At 73.1% G+C, this 16310-nt stretch carries 12 protein-coding genes; 4 read left to right on the top strand and 8 right to left on the bottom strand.

Translation table 11 applies throughout. From position 1 onward, the window contains the following. Positions 1–7: 7 nt before the first annotated feature. Positions 8–2590 carry an FtsX-like permease family protein gene (locus ACBJ32_RS43150; protein WP_375131728.1) on the bottom strand — a complete coding sequence of 861 codons (2583 nt, stop codon included), beginning with the start codon at positions 2588–2590 and terminating at the stop codon, positions 8–10. Then, entirely contained in the window at positions 2587–5619 is a 3033-nt protein-coding gene (locus ACBJ32_RS43145) for an ABC transporter permease (protein ID WP_375131727.1), read from the bottom strand. Before ACBJ32_RS43145 ends, ACBJ32_RS43150 begins: the two co-directional genes overlap by 4 nt. Before the next feature lie 251 nt (positions 5620–5870). Here ACBJ32_RS43145 and ACBJ32_RS43140 point away from each other — a divergent pair, with 251 nt between their 5' ends. Beyond that, the gene (locus ACBJ32_RS43140) at positions 5871–6767 is read left to right on the top strand and encodes an ATP-binding cassette domain-containing protein (protein ID WP_375131726.1); all 897 of its coding nucleotides are present in this window, start codon (positions 5871–5873) and stop codon (positions 6765–6767) included. Further along, entirely contained in the window at positions 6764–8326 is a 1563-nt protein-coding gene (locus ACBJ32_RS43135; protein WP_375131725.1) for an ABC transporter permease, read from the top strand. The genes ACBJ32_RS43140 and ACBJ32_RS43135 overlap by 4 nt, the downstream gene beginning before the upstream one ends. Before the next feature lie 169 nt (positions 8327–8495). Here the strand turns inward: ACBJ32_RS43135 and ACBJ32_RS43130 are convergent, their stop codons facing one another. Both ACBJ32_RS43130 and ACBJ32_RS43125 read right to left on the bottom strand, forming a co-directional pair. Continuing rightward, on the bottom strand, positions 8496–9920 hold the full coding sequence (locus ACBJ32_RS43130) for a serine hydrolase domain-containing protein (RefSeq protein ID WP_375131724.1): 1425 nt from the start codon (positions 9918–9920) through the stop codon (positions 8496–8498). A 119-nt stretch (positions 9921–10039) separates the two neighbouring features. After that, entirely contained in the window at positions 10040–10855 is an 816-nt protein-coding gene (locus ACBJ32_RS43125) for a class I SAM-dependent methyltransferase (RefSeq protein WP_375131723.1), read from the bottom strand. Between the two features lie 87 nt (positions 10856–10942). Between ACBJ32_RS43125 and ACBJ32_RS43120 the strand changes: the two genes are divergently transcribed. Together ACBJ32_RS43120 and ACBJ32_RS43115 are read left to right on the top strand one after the other, a co-directional pair. Beyond that, entirely contained in the window at positions 10943–11425 is a 483-nt protein-coding gene (locus ACBJ32_RS43120; protein ID WP_357892577.1) for a MarR family transcriptional regulator, read from the top strand. A gap of 166 nt (positions 11426–11591) precedes the next feature. Beyond that, positions 11592–11726: a hypothetical protein gene (locus ACBJ32_RS43115; protein WP_375131722.1), complete on the top strand. Its 135-nt coding sequence runs from the start codon at positions 11592–11594 to the stop codon at positions 11724–11726. A gap of 124 nt (positions 11727–11850) precedes the next feature. Here the strand turns inward: ACBJ32_RS43115 and ACBJ32_RS43110 are convergent, their stop codons facing one another. The 4 genes from ACBJ32_RS43110 to ACBJ32_RS43095 all read right to left on the bottom strand — a co-directional run bounded on the left by ACBJ32_RS43110 (position 11851) and on the right by ACBJ32_RS43095 (position 16262). Next, a complete protein-coding gene (locus ACBJ32_RS43110) occupies positions 11851–12213 on the bottom strand; it encodes a DUF4189 domain-containing protein (protein ID WP_375131721.1) in 363 nt (120 codons plus the stop codon). 404 nt (positions 12214–12617) lie between these two features. Then, entirely contained in the window at positions 12618–13043 is a 426-nt protein-coding gene (locus ACBJ32_RS43105) for a hypothetical protein (RefSeq protein ID WP_375131720.1), read from the bottom strand. Positions 13044–13658: 615 nt separating this feature from the next. Continuing rightward, entirely contained in the window at positions 13659–14489 is an 831-nt protein-coding gene (locus ACBJ32_RS43100) for a CPBP family intramembrane glutamic endopeptidase (protein WP_375131719.1), read from the bottom strand. Between the two features lie 234 nt (positions 14490–14723). Next, positions 14724–16262 carry an alpha/beta fold hydrolase gene (locus ACBJ32_RS43095; RefSeq protein WP_375131718.1) on the bottom strand — a complete coding sequence of 513 codons (1539 nt, stop codon included), beginning with the start codon at positions 16260–16262 and terminating at the stop codon, positions 14724–14726. Positions 16263–16310 lie beyond the last annotated feature (48 nt).

Genomic DNA, 16310 nt, shown 5'->3' with positions numbered 1-16310 from the left:
GTCCGGGTCAGGGGTCGCCCACGCGGAGGGCGGCGTCGAGGTTGCGGCGGCGGCTCATGGCGGTGTGCGCGTACGCCCCGAGCACGGCGCACAGGCCCAGCCCGGCCGACAGCGCCACGGGCGTGAGCAGCCCCGGCGTGTGATCGGCGACGGGCAGGCCACCGGCGAAGGCGGACATGTCCACACCCGGCCCGAGCGCGGCCGGCAGGCCCATGCCCAGAGCCACGCCCACCGGCGCCGTGGCCAGGACGACGGGCAGCAACTCCAGCAGGGTCAGCCGACGGGCCTGCCGGTCGGACAGCCCGAGCGTACGCAGGAGCGAGACCGCCCTGGCCCGCCCGGCCGCCCCGGCGACCAGCGACAGGACGATCGCGACCAGCGCGTACGCCCCCAGCGCCACCGTCACCACGACCATCGTCGTGCGGACCGTCCCGGTGAGCGGGTCGGCCCGGATGGCCTCCAGCGCCGCCTCCTGCGTCTCCACGGTGGCCGACGGGACCAGCCGCGCCAGCTCGGCGGGCGAGATGTCGCCCCTGATCAGCAGGGTGTTGGCCGCGGGCCAGGGCAGCACCTCCCGCGACACGAGGAGGAACTGCCCGCCGGCGTAGAACCCGGGCACCGCGTCGATCACGCCCTGGGCGGTCAGCCGCACCGGCGACAGCCACCTGATCTCCAGGACGCCCTGTCCGCCCAGCGCGGGCGAGAGCAGCGCGGACGTGCCCCCGGACAGCGCGGGCAGGCTGATGGGCGCGCCCGCGTTGACCCGCCGCCACTGCGCGAGGTCCACGGCGACGGCGTACGGCCACTCCCCGGTGGCCCCGAGCTGCACCCGGCCGGTCAGCGCGAGCGCCACCTGTTCGACGCCGGGGGCCCGGCGCACCCGCTCGACAGCGTCGGGCGGGATGTTCCCGGCCGACGTCAGCTTGATCGGCGCACCCACCTTCTGCCAGGACGCCAGCCGCTGCGTGGTGGTGATCCCGTCGTGGACCACCGCGGCGAACACCGACAGGCTCAGCGCGGGCAGCAGGATCAGCACCGGCAGCGCGCCCGCGGACCGCTCCCTGGCCGCCCTGACCAGCCCCAGGAACGGCACGGCCGCCCGGCCCCGCGCGGCCAGCCGGACGAGCAGCCGCAGCGGGTACGGGTGGCACCGCAAGGTGATCAGCGCGGCCGCGAGCGTCAGCGCGACCGGGATCAGCAGCAGGAACGGATCCTGCTGCCCGGTGCCCGACTGCCCCCGGGCCCGCAGCGCGTACGCCCCCGCCAGCGCGAGCACGACGGCCAGCGCCTCTCCCGTCACCCGCCGCGCGGACGGCCGGACGGCGACCAGATCGGCACGGCGCTCCCGCAACGGCGCGCGATGCGCGAGCACCAGGCGTGCCACGGCGAAGGCCACGGCGACGACGACCACGACCGCCGGTCCGAGGTGCACGATCGGCAGCACGGGCCCCGGCAGGAGGAACGACAGGGCGTACCCGGCGAGGGCCGCGGGCCCCACGGTCAGCGCGGTCAGCGCGGCCCCGGACGCCACCACCTGCCACAGCGAGGCGCCGCGCGCCCGCGCCAGTGCCAGCGTGCGCTCCATCCGGTCGGTCAGCAGCCGCCCGGCCAGCGCGATCACGCCGAGCGCGACCGCGAACAGGCCGCCGAGCACCAGGTACATGACGGTCTGCGCGGCGGACATCGCGGCCAGGAAGCCGGCGAGCAGCTGGGGCAGCCCGGTGACCATGCGGTAACTGGTGGTGCCCGTCCCCTGGACGTCCACCTGCCGCTGGAACTCGGCGGCCGCGGCTTCGACGCCCGGCACGTCCAGGGCGCTCGCGGCCCGCCCGTCGAGGGGGAGGACCCAGCGGTAGGTCAGGGTACGGGCCTTGTTGCTCAGCGCGCTCAGCCCGTCGTCCGACATCAGCGTCGTGATGTGCAGCTCCTCCGGCCCGTCCGCCGGCACGATCCTCGTGACGTGCAGGACGTCGGCGTCGTGGCTCCAGGAGCGGCCGGCCGGGTCCCTGGCCCTGAAGACGCCGACGATCTTCACGGCCGTGTGCACGCTGTCGCCGAGCATCCTGGTCTGGCCGACGCGCAGCCCCATCCGGGCCTCGGCCTCCGCCACGACGCCGACCTCGATGACCGGGATGGTCGCGCCCCGGTACCGCATGGTGGACGGCCCGCCGGGTGCGCGGCCGCGCACCCAGTCCACTCGCCGGGCGGCGTCGGACAGCCAGCCGAGGTTGACGAACCTGCGGATCCCGCTCGTCTCGTTGACGGGCGTGCGGTAGGTCTTGGCGCTGATGTGGCCGCCGGGCGCGATCAGGGGCCGCAGCGCCGCAGGGAGGAGCCGGCGCCAGTGGAGGTCGCCGCCCTCGAACTGCGCGCGCGAGTGCAGCTCGCCGGCGGGCAGGGCCGGAGCGCCGGTGACGGTCAGGTCGGTCCGCACCGCGTCGGCCTCGGCCAGCGACCGGCGCAGCGCCTCGTCGAACGACGCCTGCATCGTCCTGGGCAGCCCGGCGACGAGCAGGCAGGCGACCGCCGTCAGCACGACGAGCAGCGCCGGCGTACCCGCGTACGCCCGGACGCCCAGGGGGATCCTCACCGCTCCTCCAAGGTCTGTCCCCGCCACATGCGCCGGGCCAGCCCGGCGACGATCGCGACCAGCACCAGCGTCACCAGGGCCAGCATCGCGGCCACGGACGCCCACGGGATGTGGAACAGCACGTCAGGCGTGACCGCCGTCGCCTGCCCGGTCAGCACGACCCGCGGGACCACCAGGTTCCCGATGACCACGGCGAGCCCGGTGCCGGCCGCGAGCGACAGCCCGATGACGAACGCCTGCTCCGTGGCCAGCATCCCGAACACCTGGCGGGAGCCGGCGCCCAGCGCCCGCAGCACGGCGAACTCGGCCCGCCGTTCCCGCGCCGCGACCACGGCGTTCACCAGGAAGCCGAGCACCGCGAACCCCAGCGCCGCGGCGAACGCCAGGGTCAGCCCGCCCTGCAGCGCGCCGACCAGCGGATCGTCGCGCAGCTTGGCCGCCAGCTCCCGCCGGTCCACCGCGGTCACGTCCCATGGGGGGTTGCGGCGGAGGATCTCCCGCGCGGGCGCGGAGTCGGCGGTGGCGAGCCACCATTCGGTGGCGGGCCGGGACGGCTGCGCGGCGGCCAGCTCGTGGGCCTGCAGCGTCTCCCAGTCGGCGAGCACGGCCTGCTGTCCCGGGGCGCTCGTGGGCATGCTCGTCACGATGCCCACCACCTCGATCCGCAGGACCCGGCCGGCGAAGCGGACGTCCCCGCTCTGCCCGACGCCCAGCTTGAGAGCGGCGGCCAGGCCGGAGGTGACCACCACGGGCAGCGGGCGGGGCTTCCGCGACGGCCCGAAGGCGATCACGCCGTCCGGATGAGCGACGGCCCCGGCCACCGGCACGTCGCGGCCGTCCGCGCTCAGCCCGGTCAGCCTCAGGCCGCCCTGCTTGCCCGCCACGAGGCCGCGTACCGACAGCGGGTAGGCGATCGTGCCGGCGCGTCCGGCCAGCGGGGCCAGGTCGAGCTCGATCCGGTTGGCGCCCAGCCGCAGCTCGCCGAGCGGCAGGTCGCGCCACACGCCCAGCGCGTCGGACAGCACCAGCCGGGCCGGCCCGGCGGCGCGTGACTCGGCCCGCACGTTGAGGGCGCGCGGCCGTCCGGGCAGCTCCAGCCGGCCCGCCCGGTCGCCGGCGAGGGCCGCGGACAGCTCCGCGACCGTGCGCGCCGACAGGTCGGGGCGCAGGCGGAACAGCTCGCGGAGCCTGCCCGCGTCCAGCGCGAGAAGCAACGCGCTCTCGCCCCCCACCTCGGTCGGCGCCCGGAGGGCGGGCGAGGCGGCGGTGACGCCGGGCAGCGCCGTGAACGCCGTGCCGCGGCCGAGCGCCCCCAGCTCGGGCCCCTCGGACGGCCCCGACAGGCGCAGGTCGGCCGCCGCCTGGTGATCGGCCTGATCGCGTTGCGAGGCCTGCCAGGTGGAGGTGGTGGCCATGGAGACGACGCCGATCGCGATGGCCAGGGTCAGCAGCAGCGCGGGCCCGGCGTACCTGAGCGGCCGCCTGCTGACCTGCCAGGCGCCCAGCGCGGGGGCGAGGGTGGGCCGGCGCGAGGTCAGCCGCTCGGCCAGCCGCGACACGCGCGGCACCAGCCGCAGCCCCAGCAGGCCACCCGCGAGCAGGGCCAGGACCGGGCCGGAGACGATCAGCGGGTCGATGCCGAGCCCGCCCGCCGCCGTCGCGGTGACCGGCGCGCCGTAGCGCTGGAGCTGCCAGATCGCCAGCGCGGCCACCGCCAGCAGCGCCAGGTCCGCGCCCGCCCCCTGGATCAGGCCGCGCCGGGCGCCGCGCCCGCGCGCCGACTGCTCCTCCACGTACGTGCGCCGCGCGCCCGCCAGCGCGGGCAGCGCCAGCAGCACGGCAGCGGCCAGCGCCACCCCGGACGAGACGAGGTACGTCCCCGCGTCCGCCACCGGCGCCAGCCGCACCCCGGAGGACCTGATCCAGGGCAGCAGGCTGATCAGCGCGAGCAGCGGCGGCCCGAGGAACGGCGCCACGACCGCGCACGGGACCGCGACCAGCAGCGCCTCGCCGCCCGCCAGCGCCGCCAGCCGGGGCGCGCCCGCGCCGCGCGAGCGCAGCAGCGCCACCTCCATGCGCCGGTGATCGGCCAGCAGCCGCGCGGTGAGCACCAGCGCGTACCCGGCCAGCAGCAGCAGTTGCAGCACCGGGATCAGCATGCTGGAGCGGGTCACCAGGGACGCGGTGTCGAGCTGGGTGAGGAGCTCGGGCAGCTCGCCGGCGGTCAGGCAGTTCACGCAGCCGGCCGCCGTCAGCCGTTCGCCGACCCGGCCGACAGCCTCCGCCAGCGGGCGCAGCCGCTCGGGTGCCAGCGCGCCGAGCTGCGGCTCGGCCGCCCAGACGGCCCTGACGCCGGTGGCGAAGCGCGCGACGAACGTCTCCTGCGTCACCATCAGTGGCCCGTACGTGGTGTACTCGCCGCGTTCCACGCCCCTGCTCAGCAGCTCCTCACCGGCCCAGCGCTCGCCCACGGGGTCGTCGAGCCGGAAGACGCCGACGACGCGGACCCGGACCGGGCGCCCGTCGAGCCGTGCCTTCGTGACGAACTCCCCGCCGGGCGCGAACCCGGTGCCCGCGGCCGCCGGCGCCGAGATCGCCGCCTCCACGGCCTGCCCGCCGGTCCGCGGCCACCTGCCCTCGACCAGCCGGGCGTGCCGGTCGAGCCCGTCGTGGCTGCCGAACCGCAGCAGCTCGGGCAGCTCCTCGCCGTCCTGCCCCGGCATGACGTAGGAGTCGGAGCGCAGGCTGGTGGTGACGGCCGGCGGCGCTCCATGGGCCGCGGCGAGCTCGCCGCGCACCATCCGGTCGTACTGCGGGAAGGTCCTGGCGTCGACCTGGGCGCTGACGGTGGTGGTCGTCTGGCGGTACGAGGCCGTCTCCATCGCCCTGCGCACACCCGCGCCGGCGACGGAGGAGGCGTACATCGTCAGCGCCACCAGCGTGGTCGTCGCCAGCAGGATCGACCCGAACGCGGCCAGGAGGAGCAACGGCTCGTCAAGGGCCCGCTTGACGACCAGCGGCGCCCGCATTCCCGCTCTCCTTCCCCCGCTGATTAGACCTTCGGGGGCGGGCAGGACCGGGGGCAAGGGCGGTGACGCACCTGATACGCGCATGTGATCGACGCCGGCCCGCCGGCCGACGATCATGAGCGCGCCCGGCCGGGCCGCCCGCCCCGCCGTGGGCACCGGCTGATTAGGGCACATGCCCGATACCTTCGGACGATCGCCGCTTCTACCGTCTTGACCAGCACCAGGGGAACGAGACGAGGAGCGTGGCGGCCATGGAACTGGCCATCGAAGTGGAAGGACTGGTCAAGTCCTTCGGCCGGGCCCGGGCACTGGACGGGCTGGACCTGAGCGTGCGGACCGGGGAGGTGCACGGCTTCCTCGGCCCGAACGGCTCCGGCAAGTCGACCACCATCAGGACCCTGCTGGGGCTGCTGCGCGCCGACTCCGGCCGGGCCGTGCTGCTGGGCGGCGACCCGTGGCGCGACGCGGCCGAGCTGCACCGGCGGCTGGCGTACGTGCCGGGCGACGTGAGCCTGTGGCCGGGCCTGACCGGCGGCGAGGTGATCGACCTGCTCGGGCGGCTGCGCGGCGGCCTGGACCCGGCTCGCCGGACGGAGCTGCTGGAGCGCTTCGAGCTGGACCCGCGCAAGAAGGCCAGGACCTACTCCAAGGGCAACCGGCAGAAGGTCGCCCTGGTGGCGGCGTTCGCCTCCGACGCCGAGCTGCTCGTCCTGGACGAGCCCACCTCCGGCCTGGACCCGCTGATGGAGGCGATCTTCCAGCAGTGCGTGGCCGAGGAGAAGCAGCGCGGCCGGACCGTCCTGCTCTCCAGCCACATCCTGTCGGAGGTCGAGGCGCTGTGCGACCGCGTGACGATCATCCGGCACGGCCGCACGGTCGAGGCCGGCCCGCTGTCCCAGCTTCGCGGCCTGGCCCGCAGCCGGGTCAGCGCCGAGCTGGCCTCCCCGCCCAACGGCCTGACCCGGATGCCGGACCTGCACGCGGTACGGGTCGACGGCAACCGGATCTCCTTCGAGGTGGACCGCACCCGGCTGGACGCGGCGCTGGCCGAGCTGATCCGGGTCGGCGTGCGCGACCTGACCTGCACCCCGCCCTCGCTGGAAGACCTGTTCCTGCGCCACTACGAGAGCGCGAAGGCGGAGCGATGAACGGCACCTGGACCCTCACCAAGCTCGTGCTCAAGCGCGAGCGCCTCATCGCGCCGCTCTGGATGCTGCTGCTCGTCGCCCTCGCGGCCGGGCAGGTCCAGCGCTACGCCACCGGCATCCCCGACATCGCCGCCTTCGCCCGCGAGATGGCCGCGAACCAGGCGCTGACCGCGTTCGCCGGCGAGGTGCACTCCGCCACCCTGGCCGGCATGGCGGTCTGGAAGAACGCCGACGCCATCTACACCGTCCTCGGGTTGATCATGATCCTCACCGTCGTCCGGCACAGCCGGGGCGAGGAGGAGTCCGGTCGCGCCGAACTGGTCGGCGCCGGCGTGGTCGGCCGTCTGGCGCCGCTGACCGCCGCGCTGGCCGTCACCTGCGGCTCCGCCGTCCTGGCGGGGCTGCTCACCGCCGCCGCCATGACCGCCGTCGGCGCGGACGCGGCCGGCTCGCTGGCCTTCGGCGCCGCGATCGCCGCCGCCGGCCTGGTCTTCGCCGGCGTGGGCGCGGTGGCCGCCCAGCTCACCCAGAGCGCGCGCACCGCCGTCGGCGTGGCCGCGCTCGGCCTCGGCGTCAGCTACGTCCTGCGTTTCCTCGCCGACGGCAGCGGCCTGACCGCGCTGAAGTGGCTCTCGCCGCAAGGCTGGTCGCACCTGGTGCGGCCGTACGGGGACGACAACGTGTCCGTCCTGCTGCTCAGCCTCGCCTTCACCGCCGCGGCCCTCGCCCTGGCCTACCGGCTGCTCACCCGGCGCGACCTGGGCCACGGCCTGATCCCCGAACGCCAGGGACCGGCCGCCTCCGACCGGCTGCGCAGCCCGCTGAGCCTGGCCTGGCGGCTGCAGAAGGGCCTGCTCGGCGGCTGGATCGCCGGGTACGCCATCGCCGGGCTGGCCCTGGGCGCCCTGGCCACCTCCATCGAGGAGGTCGCCCGGCAGGGCGCCGCGGTCGAGGAGTTCTTCCGCCGCTACACCGCCTCGCCCGAGGCCACCATGACCGACGCCTACCTGTGGCTGATCACGCTCAGCCTCGGCTACGTCTCGGCCCTCTACCCGCTGCTGGCGCTGCTGCGGCTGCGCAGCGAGGAGACCTCCGGCCGCGCCGAGCTGCTCCTGTCCGCCCCGGTCTCCCGCGTGCGCTGGGTCGCCGGCCACCTGCTCTTCGCGCTGGCGGGAACCGTCCTGATCCTCACCGCCGCCGGGCTGACCATGGGCCTGGTGGCGGGGGCGCCCGGCAAGGTGCTCGCGGGCGCCCTGGTGCAGGTGCCCGCCACGTGGATCCTGGCCGGGGTCGGCGTCCTGGCCTTCGGCCTGCTCCCCCGCGCCGCGGCCGCGATCTCCTGGGCGGCCTTCCTGTTCGTCAACCTCTTCGGCGAGGTGCTCGGACCGATCCTCGGCATCGACTACTGGATCGCCAGGTACGCCGTGCCCTACCCCAACCTGCCCATGGTCGTCTCCGGCGAGCCCTTCACGGCCACCGCCGTCCTGATCATGATCGGCATCGCCGCCGCCCTCACCTCGACCGGCCTCGCCGCCGTCAGGCGCAGGGCGCTCACCTGAGGGATCGGCGTGGAGATCTCCCGTCCGGCTCACCGGGCGGGATCTCCCCGTGCCCGCGTCGTGCCGGACCTCGGGCATGGATACCCGAGGTACCGGCCGCTGAGGTGAGCGATGGACACGGCGTCCGCGCGGTGCGCGAGCCTGCCGCACCTCGCCCCGCCCCCGGCGGTCAGGCCCGGCGGGCCAGGCGGCCGCCGCCGTTGCGAAAGCGCGCCTGGCCGTCGCGGACGTCGTGGTAGGAGACGAGCAGCAGGCGCAGGTATCCGTCGAACGCCTGCGGCGGGTAGCCGGCGGGGGCGAACAGGCCGGGCCGGATCGGCACGTAGCGCTGCGGCGGGGCGGCGGTGCTGCCGCCTGCGAACGCGGTGAAGATCCGCTCCTGGGCGGCGTCCGCCGGCTCGTAGGTGGTCCGCTCCTCCAGCTGGCCGTCCACGATGCTGACGTCGATGCGGAGCTGGTCGGAGCGGTAGGTGCCCACGTAGGGGGTCAGGTCGGCGTCCGGCTGCACGTCGGTGACCAGGGCGGGGATGGCGACGCCGAGGTGCTCGCCGAGCAGCCACTGCAGGAGCTGATCCTGCAGCATGATCGCCCCGGGGGTGTTGCCGAAGGCGGTGAACACCAGGTCGTGCTCGGGGACGACGCACAGCAGGGACACCCCGCCGGGCGACGCGCCCGACATGGCCAGGACGGTCGTGTCGCCGAACGGGTAGCACACCCAGCCCATGCCCATCGGCGGCACGTTCGGGGTACGCATGTCGAAGGAGACCTGCTGCATCAGCGCCGTGGACGCCGCCGACAGGACGCGCGTGCCGGACGGGGAGATCCCGCCCGCGAGGTGGGTGCGTCCGAACGCGAGCAGGTCGGCGACGGTGCCGATCGGGGTGCCGCCGGCCGGCCCCCAGGTGTCGGGCAGCGTGAACATGCCGGTGGGCCTGGCCTCCATGGTCTCGGGGTCGGGGAAGTGGCCGATCGCCGTGCTGCGCAGGATGGCCTGCTCGGCCGAGGTGCTGGAGTCGCGCATGCCGACGGGCCCGTAGACGTCGCGCCGCAGCAGGTCGGGGAAGGGCAGGCCGGTCACCACCTCCAGCAGGCGGCCGGCGACGATCATGCCGCCGTTGGAGTAGCTGAGCTGCTCGCCCGGCTCGAACAGGGTGCCGCAGCCGCCAGCCAGGCCGGCGACGTACGTCTTGAGGGCGTCGCGGCCCTTGGCGTCGGGGAAGAACAGGTCCGCGTCGATGCCGTTGGTGTGGGAGATCAGGTGCCGGACGAGGATCTTGTCCGCCGCTCCCGGCACGTTCAGCGCGAATTCCGGCAGGTACGCCACGACCGGCGTGTCGAGGTCCAGCACGCCTCGGTCCACCTGCTGCAGGACCAGCGTGGTGGTCAGGACCTTGGTGACGGAGCCGAACAGGAACCCGGTGTCCTCGCGCATCGGCGCGCCGGTGGCCACGTTCGCCGTGCCGTGGGCGACGATGATCTGCTCGCCGCCGTGGTGGACGCCGGCGACGAACCCGGGGACCTGGTCGGAGGCGCAGAAGGCGGCAACCTGCTCGCGGATCCGGGCTTCGACGGTGTGCAGTGCGTTGTCGTTCATGTGGACGATCGTCGAACCTTGCCCCTGGGGCAAGGTCAAGCCCCGCACCGGGAAATCCGGAGATTCGCCCCGTTGCCCGTCCCGACCTCCGGAACGCGCCCGCGCAGCCCCCCTCGCGCTCAGAACCGGAGGCGCACGATGCGGGTGGATCGTTTCATGCCCGGCAGCAGGTTCATGAGGCGGTACATGCGGCGGATGTTCGCGGGGGCCTTGGCCATCAGGATCGGGGAGTCGTTCATCGGCGCCTCGTCGACGTACTCGAGCCGCGGGTGCCACTCGGCCAGCGCGGCCGGGCTGTCGAAGCCACAGTGGAACCGGGTGTCGTATCTGCGCAGCGTGGGATCCCATCTCGAGGTGCGCCACGCCCAGACCGACACCGTGTCGAGCTGGATCTGGCCGGTGGGGAAGGCGTCGGCGACGCCGGTCAGCAGCCGCCGGACGTCCGGCTCGGTCAGGTACGGCACCAGCCCCTCGGCGATCATCAGCACCGGTCGGTCGTGGGGGACGCGTTCCAGCCAGGCCAGGTCGGTGACGCTGGAGCCGATCACGGTGTAGTGCTCGCGCGGCGGCAGGAATCGTCGCCGCAGCTCGATGACGGCGGGATAGTCCAGGTCGTACCAGTCGACGGTGGCGGGCGGGTCGATCCGGTACACCCGGGCGTCGAGGCCGCACCCCAGGTGCAGGACCACCGCGTCAAGGTGGTCGGCCAGGAAGCTCCGGGCCCAGTCGTCGTGGGCCTTGGCGCGGACCACGGCCACGAGGCCCAGCTGGCTGGTGCCGAACCTGCGCTGGTCGTAGCCGGGGTCAAGGCGGCGCATCACCTGCTCGGCGTACTCGTCACCGAGGATGGGGTCCGGCAGCCGGTTGTCCAGGGCCTTGGCCTTGAGGACGGGGCTGAGGGTCTTCTGCACTCCGACGAGTTCGGTCTCCTTCACACCAGCGACGCTACTCTTGTTTCACGAAATTCGTGAAGTATCTGAATGATCTAAACTGTGAGGCTCACGACGAGGGAGGGAGCCGCGGTGACGCGAGCGGACGAGGGCGCCATCGCCGGTTTCCGGGAACGGTTCGCGCAGATCATGGTCGAATCCGGCATGCCCCGGATGGCCGCGCGCGTGTACGCCGCCCTGCTGGTCACCGACTCCGGCAAGCTGTCGGCCGCGGAGCTCGCCGAGCAACTGGGCGTCGGCGCGCCTGCGATCTCGGGGGCGGTCAAGTACCTGATGCGGGTGCGGCTGGTCGAACGTGGCCGCGAGCCCGGTACGCGGCACGACTTCTGCCGGATCCACGAGCACACCTGGAGCCACTTCATCAGCCAGTCCGACCCGATGCTGGTCCGGGTGCAGGCCGGCGCCGACGAGGGCACCGCGCTCCTGGGCCTCGACTCCCCCGCCGGGCAACGGCTGGAGGAGACCCGTCGGTTCTTCGCGTTCATGCGCGAGGAGATCAAGCAGTCGATGGCGAAGTGGTCGCAGCTCCAGGCGGCCGAACGCGAAGCGGGCTGAACGGCAGAACCTTGCCGAGCCGGCCGCCGCACCGCACCGGTTCTTCGCGCGGATCATCTCCCGCGCAGGCGCGTCGGCGCCGCCGCAGCCCCGGAGCATCAGGGCCGGGTCGTTGCCGGCCAGGCCGGCGCCGCTGGTCACATGGCCCCGATCTCCTCGAACGGGGGTGCCGGCCCGTCCGGAGCGCGCCGCCGACGACGGCGCGCTCGACGACGACGGCGGCGGCGGCAACCTGCCCGCGGCAGCCGAGCACATCGCCGCTCCGCCGTGGGAACCGCGTGCTCCGCCGTCGACCCGGTGACCGGCCCCGGTGGGGATCATGCCGGGCGGCTGTGACTTCACGCGCCCGCCGGTTCCGTCACCGGGCTCGCCCGACCACCGCATCCATCCAGCTCAACGAGGCAAAAATGGCTGCCGTACCGGCGTTATCGCCTGGTGCACTGGTAGACGATCCAGCGGCCGCCGCCCGCGTTGGCGACGGCGTTCCTCTTCGCCCTGGCGGGCGTGCTCCCCCTACCGCCCCAGTAGACGTTTCTCCTGGCGTTGTAGGCGACGGCGCCACACCCGTTGGCGAAGGTGACGAGGACCTTGCAGCTGGAGCGGCCGCATTCCTTCAGTGCCCGCCGCTTGGCGGCACTCACTGTTCCGTAGTCCCAGGACCTGCCGGTACGGCCGTCCCGCGCCACAGCGATGGCGCCGTAGTAGTAGCGTGCTTGGCTCTCCCCCGCAGTGGCCGTTGTGGCCGACGTGGCCGCAGTGGCTGCTGCGGGGAACGCCGTAGCCAGCACTCCGCTCGCCATAAAGACGCAAGCGGCCACGGCGGTGAGCTTCTTGCCTAGCTGCACGATGTCTTCCCTTTCACGCCGTCCAAGCGGACGGCAAGCGCGGTTGGTGAGGAAAGTATGCATTGTGCCGCTTGCAAACCACTGAAACCGGTGAATGCTCAAGGGAACGATGTGAAGGCCGGCAGCGGAACGGGCAGGGGTCGAGCCGCTTGCGCGCCTCGTGGACCGATGCCGCGCCGCGGTACTCCCCGCCGGCTGACCGCGCCTCAAGGTACTTCGCGCCGATCTCCACCGCGGTCGCCAGAGCGTCCGCGACCTCCCACGTTGGCCGCCTGGCGAAGCCACGCCAGGTACCGGGCTGGCGACCGCGGCGAGCGGCGAGCCCGAAGGCCCGCCGCTCGGGGAGGTCAGCTGATGAAGAATTCGTTGCTGCGTGCGGTGGATACGCTGCCGTCGCCGAGACGTAGTACGGCGACGAACTCGTACAGGCCGTTGGGCTGGAAGTCGGCCGCGTTGATCGAGAAGGTCGACTGCTTGACGTAGCCGTTGTTGTTCGCCTGCGGACCCACCGAGGCCCAGCCATCGCCGGGGACGCCGGCCTGTTCGTTGAGGACCCTGGGAGCGAAGGTGGTGGTGTTGCCCGAGGTCGAACGCGCGCTCAGGATGAGCTGGTAGTTGACCTTGTGGTCACCCGCCGGATCGCTCGCGTCGGCCTGCATCATCAGGTGGAACGGCGAACGCGGGTTTCCGCCGACCTCGTTGGGGGTGTCGTCCATCGTGCCGTTGGCGACGCTGGAGACATAGAGTCGTACGATCTTCACATCTGTGGCCATATCAGGCCTCCTTCGGGCTGGAGCGTCCGAGCTCGTGTCTCAGTCGCCGGCAGGACGCCCGGGAGGCCATCCACTCCCCGACCGTTCCGGGTCGAGGCGGCCTTCCCAACCGAAGGAAGGCATGGCGTATCCGTCGAGAGCCGAGCCAGTGAAATGAAATCGGCAGATCATCGGGATCTGCCCGACTCTGGAAACCTGCGCCTCGCAAGGCCGATCGGTTCCCGTCACAGAGTCCAGACGCGTGCCTTACCGCCCGAAATTTGTAAGACACCCCATGCATACACCCTCCCTCCGGATACGCCAACACGCGTCCATGACCCGACACAATCAACTTCTTGAAAACCATGAGATCATCGCAGGTCAGAGCCATACCGTACGACTATTTCCGGGGCGTCATTCCGACGTGACCATATCTCCGGAAATCTATATCCGATCGGCCTCTTCAATGAGACGGCCGCCACGACAGTCGGGAGAATGCGAAAATCCGAGATTTCGTCGCAGCGTTGTCCGATCAAGCGTTCTCACCGGCGCCGCACCTTTGTCGGCAGCATGTGCGGCGCCGAAACCCGTCCCATGGCAGTTGCTACGCTGCCTCGCCTCCGGCGCGGACGTCGGTCACGCCGGGTCCGCCGCCGGCCGCCAGGCCTTGCGGTCGAGGATGACGACGGCGGCGGCCACGAGGGTCCAGGCGGTCAGGCCCAGCCACTCCATGCGCAGCACGTCATCGCCGGTGAAGCCGATGTTGCCGAGCGTGATCGTGCCTTGCGTGACATGGAAGAGCAGCACGAGAAGCAGGCTGCCGCCAGTGCGGTTGAACAGCCAGACATAGACGAACGTGATCACGAACGTGGTCGGCAGCCCGATCAGCGACTCCCCCGGGATGACCATGGTCGGCAGGTGCCAGAGCGCCACCAACACGCCCAGCACCGCTGCGCCGGCCAGCGGCGAACGCGTGGCCTGCAGCCTCGGGACGGCGTAGGCCCGCCAGCCGGGCTCCTCGCCCATGGGCCCGTCCATCGGGTTGACCAGCCGCAGCGCGAACAGCAGCGCGACGCTCGACCACGGCAGCGCGGCCAGGTCGAGCGGAGCGGCGCCGAACAGGGCGATGTTCGCCCACGTGGTGACGGCGATGACCGCGAGCGGCAGGCCGAACGCGGCCGCGTACCAGATCCAGCCGACCCGCCAGCGCAGCAGCCGGCCCCCGAGCTCGCGCAGCCCGGGCCGGCCCTCGGTGAAGGCGAGGACGATGAGCGCGGCCAGGACCGGCCCCGCGGGCACGAAGCCCGGCTCCTGGCTGATGCCCGCGGCCTGCAGTGGCCAGGCCCACCACGACAGCGTGAACGCCAGAACGAAGAAGCAGGTGAGACGGTGGCGGCGTGCCCACTCCCTGAAGCCGGATCTCCCGGCTACAGGTGGGGATTCGTCATGGATGATGCGAGATTTCATGCTTCGACGCTCGCAGCCGGAGCCGCCGCCGGTAAGCCGGGTGACCGGCCACTACGCAGGGCGGGTTTCTGGTCGAAGCCCCGCGAGCAAGCCGCACTGGCACGGCCACGACCGGGGATGCGTGGTGCCCGGCGCTCACGCCGTTCCCCATGGACCGCGCGCGCGGCCAGGCCCCGCACCGGCGTCGGGTGCGGGGCAGCCGGGTGGGCCCGGCGTGCGTGGCCGTCTGTGGGCTCAGCGTGCGTGGCCGCCGGTGTCCGCGGGGCAGAACCGGTCGTGGCGAGGCAGGCGTCCGGTGACCAGGAAGCCGTGGGCGGCCATGTCGGCGCAGGCGTTGCCGCGGCCGTACGCGGTGTGGCTGCCGGCGTCCACGGTGACCATCGCGGCGCGCCGGTCCAACACGGTGCGTAGTCCGTAGCCGCTGGTCCAGGGCACGCCGGGGTCGCGCAGGTTCTGCAGGATCAGCACGTTGCGGGGGCCGTGACCCGTCACGGTGACAGGCGGCTCGATCGGGCGGAAGCGCCAGCGGGCGCAGGGCCACACATTGGCCGGCATGCCGTTGGTGAGGGGATAGGCGCGGCGGTCGGAGGCGACTTCTCGCTGGTAGGCCCTCAGGTCGACGGGCCAGGCGACGTCGCCGCAGACGACCGCGAACAGGGCGGCGAGCCCGTTGTCGGCCGGCACGCCGCTGGCCGGCACAGCGCTGGCCGGCGCTGCGGCTGCCTTGCGCATCGCCGGCGCCGGCGCCGTGCCCGCGGCGTACTGCCAGAGCTGGGCCACCAGCGGGAAAGCCTCGTCGAAGTACAGCTCCTCGCGGGTGAGCTCGCGGAAGATGTTGCCGGTCAGCATGGCGAAGCCGGGCACGGGCGAGGGCAACGGGCGGGCGTCGAGCGCGGCTGCCAGTTCGATGTAGCGCTGCTGGACGGCCTCGGGCGTCGCGCCGAGATGGTAGATGTCGTCGCGGGCCGCGGCCCAGCCGGTGAAGTCGGGGAACCGGAGTGCCGACGCGGGTCCCCAGGTGAGCCACTGACGGTGCCAGATCAGGCGCGGGTCCACCCCCGCGTCGAGGATGATGCGATCGCCGCGCCGGGGGAAGAGGGAGATGTACACCGTGCCGAGGTAGCTGCCGTAGGAGCGGCCGTAGAAGGACGCCTTCGCCTCGCCGAGGGCGTCGCGGACGCGGTCCATGTCACGGGCGGTGTTGGCGGTGGTGATGAACGGCAGCAGATCGCCGGAGTGCTCGGCGCACGACCGCGCCGCCGCCTCGGTGTAGGCCACGTTCCTGGAGATGTCGCCGTCCGGGGCGGGCCATGGGATCAGCAGGTCGGGGGCGTCCAACGGCAGCGCGCAGGTGACCGGGGTGCTGTGGCCGATGCCGCGCGGGTCCATGCCGATCAGGTCGTAGCGGTCGAGCACCTCGGCGGACAGCTTGGGGGCGAGCTCGCTCGGCATGTCCAGCCCGCTCTCCCCTGGCCCGCCGGGGTTGGACAGCAGGATCCCCCGGCGCGTCGCCGGTTCGGCGGACGCGATCCGGGAGATCGCGATGTCGATCGTCCGTCCGCGCGGGTCACGGTAGTCCAGCGGCACCCGTAAGGAGGCGCACTGCTGCCGAGGATCGCGGACGCGGCCGGGCGCGACGGGCGGACACGTGCCCCACGCCACGGACGCGGCGGCGGACCCGCGTGAGGCGGCCTCGCCGGCCGCCGGTGTCATCGCCGGCGGGACGATCAGGGTCGTCACCGCAACGGCCACGATCGCGCCGAGATGTCTCATGATGGCCTCCTCGAGGAGCTCTTCGTTTCCCGCGTGGGTGCGGGCGGG

Origin of the sequence: Nonomuraea sp. GTA35 (genome assembly GCF_041950525.1) — a bacterium.
GTDB lineage: Bacteria > Actinomycetota > Actinomycetes > Streptosporangiales > Streptosporangiaceae > Nonomuraea.
This window is presented reverse-complemented; position numbering and strand designations above follow the sequence as displayed.

What these genes read in the sequence shown, in the direction of transcription:
- ACBJ32_RS43145 (WP_375131727.1), bottom strand. Translation starts at nt 5,619, where the DNA reads ATGCGGGCGCCGCTGGTCGTCAAGCGGGCCCTTGACGAGCCGTTGCTC.
- ACBJ32_RS43140 (WP_375131726.1), top strand. Translation starts at nt 5,871, where the DNA reads ATGGAACTGGCCATCGAAGTGGAAGGACTGGTCAAGTCCTTCGGCCGG.
- ACBJ32_RS43130 (WP_375131724.1), bottom strand. Translation starts at nt 9,920, where the DNA reads ATGAACGACAACGCACTGCACACCGTCGAAGCCCGGATCCGCGAGCAG.
- ACBJ32_RS43135 (WP_375131725.1), top strand. Translation starts at nt 6,764, where the DNA reads ATGAACGGCACCTGGACCCTCACCAAGCTCGTGCTCAAGCGCGAGCGC.
- ACBJ32_RS43105 (WP_375131720.1), bottom strand. Translation starts at nt 13,043, where the DNA reads ATGGCCACAGATGTGAAGATCGTACGACTCTATGTCTCCAGCGTCGCC.
- ACBJ32_RS43095 (WP_375131718.1), bottom strand. Translation starts at nt 16,262, where the DNA reads ATGAGACATCTCGGCGCGATCGTGGCCGTTGCGGTGACGACCCTGATC.
- ACBJ32_RS43100 (WP_375131719.1), bottom strand. Translation starts at nt 14,489, where the DNA reads ATGAAATCTCGCATCATCCATGACGAATCCCCACCTGTAGCCGGGAGA.